At 57.3% G+C, this 13,743-nt stretch carries 16 protein-coding genes; all 16 read right to left on the reverse strand.

Translation table 11 applies throughout. The features are described 5' to 3' along the window. Positions 1–37: 37 nt before the first annotated feature. Positions 38–964, reverse strand: coding sequence for a cation diffusion facilitator family transporter (locus tag MGLY_RS00415; RefSeq protein ID WP_156271240.1), 927 nt, complete (start codon positions 962–964; stop codon positions 38–40). A gap of 125 nt (positions 965–1,089) precedes the next feature. Further along, positions 1,090–1,578 carry a hypothetical protein gene (locus MGLY_RS00420; RefSeq protein WP_156271241.1) on the reverse strand — a complete coding sequence of 163 codons (489 nt, stop codon included), beginning with the start codon at positions 1,576–1,578 and terminating at the stop codon, positions 1,090–1,092. 168 nt (positions 1,579–1,746) lie between these two features. Further along, on the reverse strand, positions 1,747–2,679 hold the full coding sequence (gene secF / locus MGLY_RS00425; RefSeq protein WP_156271242.1) for a protein translocase subunit SecF: 933 nt from the start codon (positions 2,677–2,679) through the stop codon (positions 1,747–1,749). Beyond that, positions 2,679–3,965, reverse strand: a complete 1,287-nt coding sequence (gene secD / locus MGLY_RS00430) for a protein translocase subunit SecD (protein WP_246187385.1) — start codon at positions 3,963–3,965, stop codon at positions 2,679–2,681. The genes secF and secD overlap by 1 nt, the downstream gene beginning before the upstream one ends. A gap of 110 nt (positions 3,966–4,075) precedes the next feature. Continuing rightward, positions 4,076–4,741: an HD domain-containing protein gene (locus MGLY_RS00435; RefSeq protein ID WP_156271243.1), complete on the reverse strand. Its 666-nt coding sequence runs from the start codon at positions 4,739–4,741 to the stop codon at positions 4,076–4,078. Positions 4,742–4,747: 6 nt separating this feature from the next. After that, a complete protein-coding gene (gene yajC / locus MGLY_RS00440) occupies positions 4,748–5,017 on the reverse strand; it encodes a preprotein translocase subunit YajC (protein ID WP_156271244.1) in 270 nt (89 codons plus the stop codon). A gap of 79 nt (positions 5,018–5,096) precedes the next feature. Next, on the reverse strand, positions 5,097–6,218 hold the full coding sequence (gene tgt, locus MGLY_RS00445; protein WP_156271245.1) for a tRNA guanosine(34) transglycosylase Tgt: 1,122 nt from the start codon (positions 6,216–6,218) through the stop codon (positions 5,097–5,099). Positions 6,219–6,253: 35 nt separating this feature from the next. Then, entirely contained in the window at positions 6,254–7,288 is a 1,035-nt protein-coding gene (gene queA / locus MGLY_RS00450; protein ID WP_156271246.1) for a tRNA preQ1(34) S-adenosylmethionine ribosyltransferase-isomerase QueA, read from the reverse strand. 25 nt (positions 7,289–7,313) lie between these two features. Continuing rightward, positions 7,314–8,765 carry a SpoIID/LytB domain-containing protein gene (locus MGLY_RS00455; protein WP_156271247.1) on the reverse strand — a complete coding sequence of 484 codons (1,452 nt, stop codon included), beginning with the start codon at positions 8,763–8,765 and terminating at the stop codon, positions 7,314–7,316. Then, on the reverse strand, positions 8,755–9,888 hold the full coding sequence (locus MGLY_RS00460) for an anti-sigma factor domain-containing protein (RefSeq protein WP_156271248.1): 1,134 nt from the start codon (positions 9,886–9,888) through the stop codon (positions 8,755–8,757). Before MGLY_RS00460 ends, MGLY_RS00455 begins: the two co-directional genes overlap by 11 nt. Continuing rightward, positions 9,881–10,603 (reverse strand): RNA polymerase sigma factor SigI, encoded by a 723-nt coding sequence (sigI, locus tag MGLY_RS00465; protein ID WP_156271249.1) that lies wholly within the window; start codon positions 10,601–10,603, stop codon positions 9,881–9,883. Before sigI ends, MGLY_RS00460 begins: the two co-directional genes overlap by 8 nt. A gap of 58 nt (positions 10,604–10,661) precedes the next feature. Beyond that, positions 10,662–10,886, reverse strand: coding sequence for a DUF2905 domain-containing protein (locus MGLY_RS00470; protein WP_054935458.1), 225 nt, complete (start codon positions 10,884–10,886; stop codon positions 10,662–10,664). A 64-nt stretch (positions 10,887–10,950) separates the two neighbouring features. Continuing rightward, complete coding sequence (gene ruvB / locus MGLY_RS00475) at positions 10,951–11,961, reverse strand: Holliday junction branch migration DNA helicase RuvB (protein ID WP_156271250.1); 1,011 nt, start codon at positions 11,959–11,961, stop codon at positions 10,951–10,953. Continuing rightward, positions 11,958–12,578, reverse strand: coding sequence for a Holliday junction branch migration protein RuvA (gene ruvA / locus MGLY_RS00480; protein ID WP_156271251.1), 621 nt, complete (start codon positions 12,576–12,578; stop codon positions 11,958–11,960). Before ruvA ends, ruvB begins: the two co-directional genes overlap by 4 nt. Continuing rightward, positions 12,575–13,081 carry a crossover junction endodeoxyribonuclease RuvC gene (gene ruvC, locus MGLY_RS00485; RefSeq protein WP_156271252.1) on the reverse strand — a complete coding sequence of 169 codons (507 nt, stop codon included), beginning with the start codon at positions 13,079–13,081 and terminating at the stop codon, positions 12,575–12,577. The genes ruvA and ruvC overlap by 4 nt, the downstream gene beginning before the upstream one ends. 94 nt (positions 13,082–13,175) lie before the next feature. Beyond that, complete coding sequence (locus tag MGLY_RS00490; RefSeq protein ID WP_156271253.1) at positions 13,176–13,733, reverse strand: hypothetical protein; 558 nt, start codon at positions 13,731–13,733, stop codon at positions 13,176–13,178. Between the last annotated feature and the right edge of the window lie 10 nt (positions 13,734–13,743).

Below are 13,743 nucleotides of genomic sequence, written 5' to 3' on the forward strand. Positions count from 1 at the left end.
GGTCCACCCCCGAAAAATAGACGCTGTTCGCGTCTATTCAATTCGACTTCGAGGAACGATTTTCCTTCTCCGGGCAGGTGGTGCACACCCGGCAATCCAGCGGTGATGAACAGGGTTCGGCATGGATTAAAACATCGGTGTAAGGCAGAGCTGCTCTTATCTCATCGCCGATATGCTCGCAGAGGTCATGGACATAATCGATATGCTTGTAACGCGGCACCACCAGGTGCAGGTCTACCTGGCGGTCCCGGCCGGCCTTGCGGGTGCGTAATTTATGAAATTCAACATATTCATCGGCGTGCCGGGCGATGATTTCTTTAATTACCTGTTCTTCTTCAGCCGGCAGGCTGACATCCATCAGGGGCAGCATGGCCTCCCGGGTTAAATGGTAGGCTGCCTTGATGATCATGGCGGCCACCACCAGGGCCACCAGGGGGTCCAGCCATTGGAAACCGGTAAAATAAAGGGCTGCCAGGCCCAGCATTACCCCGGCGGAAGTATAAACATCGGTACGTAGGTGCCAGGCGTCGGCCTCCAGGGCGATGGAATCCGTATCTTTCGCTACCCGGAAGAGATAGCGGGAAACCAGGTAGTTGACCAGGCCGGCCCCGCCCATGACGGCTATGCCGGTCAGGGGTTCATTAATGGCATGGCCACCGCCAAAGAGCCTTTTGAGAGCTTCATAGATAATCCAGAGGGCTGCCAGGAAAATCAGCAGGGCTTCAATGGTACCCGAAATGTTTTCAATTTTACCATGGCCGTAGCGGTGCTCGGCATCGGCCGGCTTGCTGGCTTCCCGGACGGAAAAATAGGCTATGGCTGCCGCCACCAGGTCCAGGCCAGAGTGGATAGCTTCCGACATAACGCTGACCGAATGCATCCAGTAACCGGCCCCCAGTTTGCCCAGTACCAGGATGATGTTGGAAAAGATAGATACCCTGGCAGCTCTGGTCCGCAAATCCATTCTTTAGGCCTCCTGCATCCTTATAAAAGTAAAAAATTGGACTTCATCCGGGAGCGATGAAGTCCCTGGCACCAGGCCTTTTATTCATTGTACAACGCCGGCCGGCCTTCTGCAAGCTACCGGCGCTAAAAAAGTCCAAGCAAGCGCCCGCCCAGCAGCACAGCCGGTAAAAATAAAGCACCCAGCCGTAAGCAGGGTAAAAACAATCCCACGACTAATTCAGATAGTGAATACCGTCGCGCGAAAAAAGCCGCTCCCAGGCTGCCGGTACCCCCGGCCAGGATCAATCCCCACAGAGTACCGAGAAAGATCCCGGCCAGGAGCAGGGCCGTCAAACTACCTGCTAGCAACTGTTTTCCAGCCAGGACTGCTTCTTTATGCCCCTGGTACCAGCGCCGGGCAATTCCTTCTGCTGCCATCAGAGCAGCAGCTCCCACGACCGTAGCCAGGGCGACATAAGGGGCCGCCAGCCCCGGGACCAGGCCGGTGGCGCCAAAAATTACCCCTACAGCCCAGAGGAGCAATAACCCCCGCCAGGGCCGGACCATCCCTATCGCCAGGGCCAGGGTAAAGGTTAAACCGCCCAGGAAGGGAATAGCTAAACGGATATCCATTGTTAAGCATACCTGCAGGCCTATTTTTTACGTTTAGCATACCCCCGCTGCGGTTAGCTATACTGCCCGGCGTCAGGCTGATTGCCTCGAAGTTGATAAAAATAATAGATAGCCTGTCACATTACCGGGCAGGCTATCTATTTGAACTCCTGCTTATAACCGTTAACACTAATTGGAGGTTACCTTGCGCGTCTTGGCCTTGGTCGCAGCCTTGGTCGCCGCCGCCTGCCGGTGGTGTTCCCGGCTAAGGTTACGAAAATCGATCCACAAGGGGCTGGCGGTAAAGATTGATGAATAAGCACCGCTGATAGTACCAATGAGCATAGCCAGGGCAAAGGTCCTGGTGGTCTCACCGCCCAGGAGCATCAACGCCAGCAGGGCGATGATGACCGTCAGAACGGTATTTATCGACCTGGTTAAGCTCTGGTTAATACTGCGATTGACCAGTTCCTCTATAGTTTCCTTCTTGCGCAGCCGCAAGTTTTCCCGGATGCGGTCAAAAATGACAATGGTGTCGTTTATAGAATAACCGATAATGGTCAGGATGGCCGCCACAAAGGTACTGTCCACTTCCCAGCGGAAGATAGCAAAGAAACCTATCGTCACCAGGACATCGTGAATCAGGGCCAGGATGGCCGCCAGCCCGGATAAAAATTCAAAACGGATAGTGATATAGATGATCATCAACACCCAGGCAATGGCCATGGCTTCGATACCTTTAATGGTTAATTCCCGGCCAATGGTGGCGCCAACCTTTTCGTTACGCTTTAAATCCAGTTGCCCCAGTTTATCGCGCAAGGCACCAATAACCTGGTCGGTTTGCTCTTCATTGAGTTCTGTTGTCCGGATCAGAAACTCATTATTGCCCGCTGCCTGGATGGAGCTGTTACCCAGGTCGAGACCGCCGAGAACCTCCCGGACCTGGCCGGCAGTAACCGGTTGCTGGAACTGGACCTGAATAATGTTCCCGCCGGTGAAATCAATGCCAAAATTAAGTACCGGCCGGTGCAGGGCCATGGCGATTAGTCCCGGAATAATTATTAGCAGCGAAAGGGCATACCACCACTTGCGCCTGCCGACAAAGTCAAAATTAAAGTTCATTAAATCTCACCCCTCGCTGCTACCGGAATTTGCTCTTCTTTAACCCCGTAGAGCCACAGTTTGTGGAAGGCCGGGACGCCAATCACCAGGTGCAAGAGGAAACGCGTCAGGGTGATGGCTGTAAACATGCTGGCGGCAATACCCAGGGACAGGGTAATGGCAAAGCCGCGCACCGTGCCGCTGCCCAGGAAGTAAAGGACCAGAGCTGCCAGCACCGTCGTGGCGTTGGAGTCAAAGATAGTGGTAAAAGCCTGTTTAAAGCCGGCATCAATAGCTGCCCGTAAAGTCTTACCATTACGCAGTTCCTCTTTGAGGCGCTCGTAGATAATAACATTGGCGTCGACGGCCATACCCACCGACAGCAAGAGACCGGCTATACCCGGCAGTGTCAGGGTAGCCTTTAATGCCCAGAGAACTCCCAGGACGATCAGGCCGTAAATAATCAAGGAGAAATCGGCTACTAATCCCGGCAGGCGGTAAACAACAAGCATAAACAGGGCAATTAAAACCAGGCCAGCAATAATAGCCGTCTTGCTCTTGGCCAGGGAATCCGCTCCCAGGGTTGGACCCACGGCCCGGCGCTCAATAATCTGCACCGGTACCGGCAGGGCACCGCCGCGCAGTAAAGCCGCCAGGTTGGCTGCCTCCTGGAAGGAAGCAAAGCCACCCCTGATGACCGCCTCGCCGCTGGGAATGGCTTCGTCAACGTGGGGGTTAGTCAGCAGCTGGTTGTCCAGGTAGATGGCTATATGCCGCCTCGGGTCGCCCCTGCTGTAGCTGCTGACCAGCTTCTGGGTTATTTCGGCAAACTTTTTGGTGCCCTCGGCATTAAATTTCAGGGTAATTTCCGGCTCCCTGGTCTGCTGGTCAATAACGGCTTTGGCATCCTTCAAATCTTTCCCGGATACTACCACCTGGCCGTCACTGGTGCGGAACTCCAGCTGGGCCGTCTTGCCGATCATTTTAACGGCCTCTTCCGGGTTATCATACCCGGCCAGCTGGATAATCAGACGGTCGCTACCCTCCCGCTGGATCACCGGTTCAGCTATCCCCAGCTGGTCGACCCGGTCGCGCATAACCCGTTCCAGGGCGACCATGTCCTCATTGGTCACCGCGTGTTCCGGTGTGCTCTGGGCCTGGGCGAGGATATAAACACCGCCGCGCAAGTCCAGGCCCAGTTTCATGGCCCGCATTAAAGGTTGAAAGGCTCCTATGCCTAGCGCCAGGATGGCGATCATAACAACGACGAGCTTAAAGAAGCCGCCTGCTCCTTTTCCCCCTGCCAAAACTCTCCTGCCTCCCTTGACAAAATGCGACTGTAGGACAACCTATTATAACTCCAGCCGGAGTTACCCGTCAATTGCTGCCAATACCACTTCCACCAGTTTTTACTACTTTACAGCAGCCGGGCCTCGTTCACCACCAGCCCAAAATGGCAGTCGAGGAAAGCAGCGGCCCGGCGGCACATTATCATCCGCGTCAGGAAGATCTCAAAATACTCCATGGGCGTACTGATGGAGAGGTCAATGGTCAGTTCCAGGGTAATGGTACGCCTGGATGCATCTACCCGTAAAAAGGAGTGCTGGACGGCGTAATTGACCCGGTCGTGGATATCAAAGGTGCTGATATCATTATTGCGCACCCGGGAACGATGGACATCGGATTTATCCGCCAGGATGAGGGCCGCCCCTACGGTATTGACGGCCTGGCCATATTCCTCTTCATGGTTACCGATGGCGCCCACAATGGTGGCTACCTCAGCGGTGGGCATGCCCAGGCGGGTCAATATGCGGTAAGCCAGCAGGGCGCCTGTCTGGCCGTGATCCTGCCGGCTGATCACATTGCCGATATCATGCAGGTACCCGGCTATAGCCGCCAGTTCGGCCAACCTCCGGTCATAACCAAGGTGTTCAAGCACGTTATAGCTGATCTTCGCCACCAGGTTCAAATGGCGGTGGCTGTGTTCGGTAAAACCCATGGCGCCCAGGTGTTCATTACCTTTAACAATCAGCGCGTCTACTTCGGGATCCCTTTTAACATCTTCCAGGGTCACCGGAGCCAATCCTGATTATTCCTCCTGTCCCGGCACATAGGCCACCCCGCCCTTGTCCACCTCGACCTCAACCCTGTCGGCAATGCGGATCATCAAGGTTTTATCTTTGATTTTCGTTATCCGGCCATGCAACCCGCCGGCCAGGACCACCCGGTCATCCACCTTCAGGCCGTTTAACATCTCCTGGCGCCGTTTTTGTTGCTTTTGCTGGGGCCGGATCATCAGGAAATAAAGTATTCCAAAGAAGACTAACATGTAAAAAATGGTTCCCGCCCATTGCTGCATGAAACAACCACCATCCTTGCTTATATTTGGTCTTTAACTCCTTAACATTCGACGCAGGTATGGCTAATACCTGCCCATCTTAGATTTTTCCCGAATTATATTTGGTATAAAAGTCGGCCGCCATTGCTTCCAGGTCATTACTGGCGATGGCCTGGCGAATACGGCGCATCAGCTTCAGCAGGAAATATAAATTGTGAATGGTTGTCAGCCTGAGACCCAGGATTTCATCGGCCTTGAGCAGGTGCCGGATGTAGGCCCGGCTGTAGTGGCGGCAGGTATAGCAGTCGCACTCCGGATCCAGGGGACGGAAATCCCGGGCATAATCAGCGTTCCGCACCACCAGCTTGCCGTAAGTGGTCATTACCGTGCCGTTGCGGGCAATGCGGGTGGGTAGGACGCAGTCAAACATATCTACCCCTCTTTTTACCCCTTCAATCAGGCAGTCCGGCGAACCTACCCCCATGAGATACCGGGGCTTGTTTTCGGGTAGATATCCCTGCAGGTCCTCCAGGATGCTGTACATCAATTCCTTGGGTTCGCCGACGCTTAAACCCCCAATACCGTAACCGGGAAAGTCCAGGGCCGTGATTTCCCGGGCGCTGCGGCGGCGCAATTCGGGAATTACCCCGCCCTGGATAATGCCAAACACCGCCTGGTCCTCCCGGCGGTGGACCTGCAGGCAAATTTCCGCCCAGCGACTGGTGCGCTCCACGCCGGCTTCTATTTCTTCCCGGCTGGCCGGGTAGGCGACACACTCATCAAAGGCCATAGCAATATCGGCACCCAGGGCTTCCTGGACGGCCATAGACTCCACCGGTCCCATGAAGTGGGTCGAGCCGTCCAGGTGGGAGCGAAAAGTCACGCCTGCATCGCTGATTTCCCGCAAATCGGCCAGGCTAAAGACCTGGAAGCCGCCGCTGTCGGTGAGAATGGGTTTTTCCCAGTGCATGAAGTTGTGCAGGCCCCCGGCTTCCCGGATGATGGCGGCACCCGGGCGGAGGTAAAGGTGATAGGTATTGGCCAGGATGATTTGGGCTCCCACTCCGGCCACTTCTTCCGGCGTCATGGTTTTAACGGTGGCCTGGGTGCCGACGGGCATAAAGACCGGCGTTTCGACGGTGCCATGGGGCGTTTTTAGTCGCCCCAGCCGGGCGCCGGTGGCCCGGTCACGCTTAAGCACGGTAAAGGTTACGGCAGGCAAAACAGCTAGTTCCTCCCAGATTAAATATCTGAAAATTAATCTTTCAAAATCAGCATCGCATCCCCGAAGCTGAAGAAGCGGTAACCCTCCGCAACGGCAGTCCTGTAGGCGGCCAGGATTTTTTCCCGGCCGGCAAAGGCACTGACAAGCATGAGGAGGGTCGACCTGGGCAGGTGGAAGTTGGTGATGAGGCAGTCAATGGCCTTGAAGCGGTAGCCGGGGTAAATAAAGATATCCGTCCAGCCGCTGCCAGGCTGGATAAGGCCATCTTCCGTAGCTACCGTCTCCAGGGTGCGGACTACCGTCGTGCCCACGACCACTACCCGTCCTCCCCGGGCGCGGGCGGCATTAATGGCCGCCGCTGCCTCCGGGGTCACTTCGTAGTATTCGGCATGCATCTGGTGTTCTTCGATGTTTTCCACCTTAACGGGGCGGAAAGTGCCCAGGCCGACATGGAGAAGGAGGTAGACTATTTTCACCCCCTGCTCCCGCAGTTGCTCCAGGAGGCGGGGGGTAAAGTGCAGGCCGGCCGTCGGCGCTGCTGCCGAGCCTTCCACCCGGGCATAAACCGTCTGGTAACGCCCGGGGTCCTCCGGCTTTTCTTTAATATACGGCGGCAGAGGCATCTCCCCCAAGCGGTCCAGGAGGGCTTCAAAGGGACCTTCCCGGTAAGAAAACTGCAGTACCCGCCCCCCGGCGCCGGTCGTTGCCATGGCCCGGGCCCTCAGTTCTCCCTGGCCAAAGATTATCTCCGTACCCACCGGCACCCGCCGTCCCGGCCGCACCAGGGCTTCCCAGGTATCCCGGTCGCGTCGTGTCAGCAAAAGCACTTCGATCCTGGCTCCCGTACCGGCCCGGCGTCCCCAGAGGCGGGCCGGTATCACCCTGGTCTCATTTAAAACCAGGACATCCCCGGGGCGGAGATAAGCCGGCAAGTCATAAAAATGGCGGTGTTCCAGGTAGTCCCTATCCCGGTGCAGGACAAGGAGCCGCGAGGCATCCCGCGGCTCCGCCGGTGCCTGGGCAATCAATTCCGGGGGAAGATCATAGTCGAATTCTTCCAGACGCAAATCAATCTCTCACCTACTGCTATGTTTACAGCGGCGCAATCTTTAAGCGGCCGTCAAAGCGGTCCTGGTTATAATAGTGTTCAATAATTTGCTGGTAAGTATACCCTTTTTCCGCCATCCCCATGGCGCCCCACTGGCTTAAGCCTAAGCCATGGCCGTTGCCCCGGCCCTGGAAGACCACCTGGCGGAACATTTTCGGCACGCTGCGGGTACCATCCCGGCCGGCTACCATATACTCCCCGGCGGCGCCGTTGGGGGCATTCATCACCCCGCCGGCTCCCAGGGCTACCAGCTCGGCACCGTAATTCACGGCACGCTGCCCGCCGGAACCGTCGACGATGTAGACTGTAGAATCCATCTGCACATTAAATAAAGTGCTTTTTAGAACATCCCGGCCGAAAACGGCCCGGATGCCGTCCCGGAAGGCTGAGGCCGTTCCGGTGGTCGTGCGGATGTCCATCCTGGTGACCCGGCCGGAAACCGTTTCCTCCTGTTCGTCCCTGCGCAGGCGGGAAAGAACCAGGTCAACAACATCCCCAGTTGCCCCCTGGCCCTGCCCGGCCAGCCAGGCATTAACTTTTTCCTGGACCTGCTGCCGGGTCAGGGTTATGGTCCAGGAATAATTATTGGCCGGCCAGCCGTTGGCCGCCTGGTAGGGATACCTTAAAGCCCACTCATCCTCCGGCGATGGTACCCCGCGCAGGTAGGGCAGGGGATTGCTCCAGACATTCTCGCTGTCCTCGGTATAACCACCGGCATTGGCATGAAAGTAGGCCTCGATAACCTTGCCGTCATAGTAGATTACCTGCCCGCGGGTAGCATCAACGGCTTGAATGACTTTATCGCGGTAAGGACCGTAGTTGACCTCGGCTTCATAACCGCCATAGACCTGCGTCGTGGTATCATCGGTGACATCATATAGGGCGGCCGGTTTCAACCTGGTGACGGCATAGGAACGGGCAATCACAGCCTGGGCCTTGAGGGCCTCGATGCCGGCACTGGCCGGCATTTCCCTGCCCACCACGCCGTAGAGGTATTGTTCCAGGTCCAGGGTATTGATGGCCATCAGGCCATTGTCCCCCTTGAGAATATTTAAGCTACCTCGATAACGCTGCCCCTGGTAGCGGAAGAGATTTAAAGCCCCGTCGTCCCTGGCCTTAAGCTGGATAGGGCCGCCGAAGGTACCCGGCAGCGGCGTGCCCTCCCGGATTAATTGCCAATCGACGCCGGTTTTTTTTACCGTCCACTTTTCTCCCGCCTTTACCGGGCTGATTTCTTTACCGCTGTAGCCATCAATTAACTGGTAACTCCCCTGCTCTACCTGGAAGTCCACCTGCGCCAGTTCGCCATCGAGCAAGACCCGGATTACTGGTGCGTCCCCTTTAGAGACGGCACCTGCCGGTATGGTTGCCAAAACCAGGAACAAAGCAACCAGGAGAGCAACCGCTAGTCCTCGCGGGAAGATTTTATTTCCCAATTTTCTTCTCCCCTTTATCGCTATCTACCCGATCTACCTGGTTAGGGTCGGGTCGTAAAGATTTCCCTGGAATTCCGGGGGTACCGCTCTTCCCCTTCTCAGTGAACACCTCAAATCTGGTCCCTTTCTTACCCGGGGCAACCTCAAGTTCGTTACGGTTAGATGACTGCCCCGGCCGGTCTTGATTACCGGCAATATTTTCCGCCTTCTCACGCGGGCCCCGCTCGTTGCCACGCTGGTTGCCATAACTATTACCACCGGGAACCTGTTGCCCCAGGGCTCTCTTGAGGGTTGCGCCCAGTTGCTGTTCCTTTTGTAAGAGGTCTTTATCTTGCTGCAGCTTTTGCAATAACTGCTCCCAGTTAGTGTCAAACCTCGCCAGGACCCTGGCCAGGCTCTCTTTTTGCAGGTCAGCCGCCGTAACCGGGAGTCCCGCGTCCAGGGCTTCCAGGAGGATGCTGTATTTCCCCGCCGACAGGCCGGTAGCTTCAGCGTGCTGGCGGATTTCCGGCTGGACGGTAGCCGCCTCCACTACCGCCTGGACCCGGGCCTGCTGCAGGACATTCCGGGCCTCGCGGGTTAACTTCTGGCCCAGTTCATCGCCGGCCGCCAGTTTTTCCTGGCCGGCACCGGTAGCAGGGATCACTGTTACCACCATGGCTCCCTGGCGTCCGGGCAGGTAGTAACCCTGGCGCACGGCTTCCCTGGTCAGGACCTGGATAGCGATAGCTGCTTTTTCATCTTTAAGGGCAACGCCAGCCAGCAACTTTTCCCCATCGCTATTTAATCCCCGCGCACTGAGCACCCTTTCCCGGTCATCCACCGCCAGTTCAATGCTGGGATTGATGTCGATATTAATATAAAAGGCCGGTTGACCGGGGGTTGGCGGCGCCATCGCCCGGCGCGCCAGGGGGAGGACCAGAAAAAGCAATAAGATTACTGCCGCTGCTGCCATCATAGCCTGCCAGGGGGGCCTCTTTTTAACCAGGGGCAACATAACCTCTTCCCCTACTTCTGGCAGCAGCCCGGTCAGGTGGAGCGTGCGCCACTCCCCCTCAGGGGTCAAAACAATAACCTCATTTCCCTGCCTGGCCACCACCAGCCCCCGCTCAGCGTCAAGCATCCTGACCACCCCTTTTGCTTTGACCTATGTAGTCTGCCAGGTATTCATAATCGCCCATCAGCATGAGTGCTGCGGCGATAATATATTTGCGGTGGCGCTCCAGGGTTTTGCGGCTGGTTTCCACGGATTTTACCAGGGCTTTCAGGGGCAAAGCTTTGCGTTCCCGGAGGTACTGGCTGAAGAGGGGGTTGGCTGCCACTACCCGGGCGGCTGCCAGGGCCCGGTCACGGGCGTCCCGGTGCTGGGGGCTGGCCTTGACCAGGTCCTTGAAGGTTATGCCAAATTTAGCTAGTTCTTCCCGGTAGCGCTCTATTTCCCGGCGCCGGTCGGCCAGTTCGTTGACCATATTTATCTCTTCCCCGCCCAGGGGATCGACGGTGGCTGCCGTTTCGTTCTCCAGGGCCTGTAAGGACAGCACCCGCCGGTGCCGCCCTTCCCGGCGAAAATAGTCAACTAAACGGCGGCGGATAATGGTCTCGGCCAGGGTTAAAAAGTTGGAGCCACCGCCCGGGCGGAAACTATCGATGGCTTCGTTAAAGGCCATCAGGCCGACGCTAGCCTCGTCATCTTCCCCCAGGCGGATAAAATGACCCGTTACCCTGGAAACGACGGCCAGGATAAAGGGGGTAAAGCGGCGGATTAATTCCTCCCTGGCCCCGGCATCCCCGTTCCTCGCCTGAAGCAGTAACTGGTTGGGGTCTGCTTCCGGTGGCACTTCTAGCCTCACCTCTCATAGTATTCGTAAGGCCTTGACGTTTTCCGACTACTGGAGGCTAACGGCGGAAGATTAAGTTTAAGACGATGGTCAGGATGAGGCTTAAGAGGAGGGAACTGAGTAAGGGGAAATAGAAGGTGAAGTTGCCCTTCTGGATGTAAATGTCCCCCGGCAGGCGCCCGAAGGAAAAGAGTTTACCCATCCCAAGAAGGATTAAACCCATCAGGGCAATTAGTAGCCCCATCCCCAGCAGCATTTTGCCGAAAAAACTCCAGTCGCCCACGGTAGTCCCCCCGTAAAAAGCGTATTTGGTCTGGCTTTTTGGCGCTTGCTTTGTGGTACTCTTTTCAAAATAAATGGTCCAGCCGGGCTATCCCCAGGTGCTCGTAGGCCCTGGGTGTGGCCATGCGCCCCCGGGGGGTGCGCTGGATAAAGCCGTGCTGGAGCAAAAATGGCTCGTAGACATCCTCTATGGTATCCGGCTCTTCACTGATGGCCGCCGCCAGGGTTTCCAGGCCCACCGGGCCACCGTTAAATTTCTTGATGAGGGTTAACAACAGGCGGCGGTCGGAGCTGTCCAGGCCTAAGGAGTCGACTTGCAGGAGTTCTAAAGCTTCCCTGGCTACCTCCCTGGTAATGATCCCCCCGGCGCGGACTTCGGCGTAATCCCGCACCCTTTTCAGCAGGCGGTTGGCCACCCGGGGCGTTCCCCGGGCGCGGCAGGCAATCTCCCTGGCCCCTTCAGGTTCAATACCTACCTGCAGGATGGTTGCCGCCCGGAGAATAATTTGCTCCAGCTCCTCCAACCGGTAAAACTCCAGGCGGGAACTAATGCCAAAGCGATCCCTTAATGGCGAAGACAACAACCCGGCCCTGGTGGTAGCACCCACCAGGGTAAAGGGGGGTAAATCCAGGCGGATGGAGCGGGCGCCGGGGCCTTTACCCAGGATAATATCCAGGGCAAAATCTTCCATGGCCGGGTACAGGATCTCCTCCACCTGGCGGGGCAGGCGGTGGACTTCATCAATAAAGAGGACGTCCCGGGGCTGTAAATTGGTAAGAATGGCGGCCAGGTCTCCGGCTCGTTCCAGGGCCGGCCCCGAGGTAACCCTTAAACTTACCCCCAGCTCATGGGCAATAATCCCGGCCAGGGTGGTCTTCCCCAGGCCGGGCGGGCCGTAGAGCAGGACGTGATCCAGGGCTTCCCCCCGCTCCCGGGCCGCCTGGATAAAGATGCTCAATGTTTCCTTGACATGCTCCTGGCCGATATATTCGGCCAGGCGGCGCGGGCGCAAGCTCACTTCCAGCTCTTCGTCTTCCCGGTGCAGGTTCCCGGCCAGCAAACGCTCTGCCGTCAATCAGCCCCACCTCCCCGGCCAATAGTTTTCAACACTCCCTGGAGGACGGCCGCTGTATCAGCCTCCGGCCCCAGTTCCGCCTTAACCCTGGCCAGGACCGGGCTTATCTCATCCCGGCTGTAGCCCAGGGCCAGGAGGGCGGCCAGGGCTTCATCATTATCGCCGGCCCCGCCATCCCAGGCCACCCTGGCCGTTGCCCTGGTCTCACCGGCCAGGCCGGATTTTAAAATGGCATCTTTTAATTCCAGGAGCAGGCGTCTGGCCTTCTTGGCCCCGATGCCGGGCAGGGCAGTCAGGAAGGCAGTATCTTCGGCAACAATAGCCCGCGCCAGCTGTTCCGGAGCCGCTGCCGCCAGGATCTGGAGGGCACCGCGGGGTCCAATGCCGGCCACCCCCAGCAAAAGGGTAAAAAACCTTAGCCCCTCGGGCCGGGTAAAGCCGTACAGCTCCAGGGCGTCTTCCCTGACTACCAGGTGGGTATAGACAGCAACCTCTGTCCCCGGGGGCGGCCAGGATTGCGCGGGCGGTGTACGGACGAACCAGCCGATGCCCCCGGTTTCCACCAAAATACCTTCCGGCATTACCTGGCGTAACTGGCCGCGCAAGTAACCAATCACTGCTGCAACACCCCGGCTTCCCGCTGGCGCCAGGGAGCCAAACTGGCGTGGCAAATGGCCACGGCCAGGGCATCGGCCACATCATCGGGGTCCGGTCGACTTTTAAGCCCCAGCAGGGCCTGAACCATCCGCTGGACCTGTTCCTTAGGAGCCCGGCCGAAACCGGCCACCGCCTGTTTAACTTCCAGGGGCGTATACTCGGCAACGGGAAGGCCCGCATGAGCCGCCGCGAGCAACGCCACCCCCCGGGCCTGGCCTACCGCCAGGGCCGTGCGGCTATTTTTATTAAAAAAGATTTCTTCAATGGCCATAATATCCGGCCGGTATTTTTTTATTATCTCCTGCAGTTGGTCGTAAATCAGGGCCAGGCGCAGGCTTGCTTTTTCCCCTGCCGGCGTCCGGATGCAGCCATAGGCATAAGCCTGCAGGTGCCCCGCAGTCGCCGCCTGTACCAGGCCATAGCCGACAATGGCTGTACCAGGGTCGATTCCCAGGATCAACATCCTTTTACTCCTCCCTGGCAATTATTCGACGTTAAAGATAGTACTTCCTTTTTTTGAGCCAAAATAAAAATCAGCGCTCTTCCAGCGCTGATCTCTAGGGGCGGAATTCATCCAGGCTGTCCAGGGCTTCCAGGACTTCTTGTTCGGAGTTAAATTCGGCCTGGCCATTTTCTATTTTTTCCCGCCAGCTAGGCGGCAGGGAAGTAAATTTCAGGTTCGTCACCCGCATTAGTGGCCCCAGGCTGCCGGCCGGGCCCTGGTAAATGGCCACCAGGCCATCCTTGACGGCCAGGTGGCGTTTGGGAGCATCGGCAGGGCAAAGACCATCTACCTCCTGGGTTATAACCAGGCGTTCCCTCTCCCGGGTTATGCGCCAGCCCTCGGGCGGCGGGAAAAGGATGCTCAATTCTTCTTTACCGGCCCAGTTCCACTTGACCCCTGCCGGCAAAGGAATGGGTTCCCTGTGACCGCAGTCGCGGTAATATCTCTCCAGGCGCGGTTCCTCCAGCACCCGTGGTTCCAAAAGGCCCGGCACCCTTAAGATAACCGGCCTTTGCCCGGTACTGACCCTGGCCTCCTGGAAAGCCACCAGCCCTCCAAGGAGAAAAATCACGAGGCCAATAAAAATAAAGCGCCGGCTAACGTCGCCCACGGTGGCGCCT

The sequence above is a fragment of the Moorella glycerini genome (genome assembly GCF_009735625.1).
GTDB classification, from domain to species: domain Bacteria; phylum Bacillota; class DSM-521; order Neomoorellales; family Neomoorellaceae; genus Neomoorella; species Neomoorella glycerini.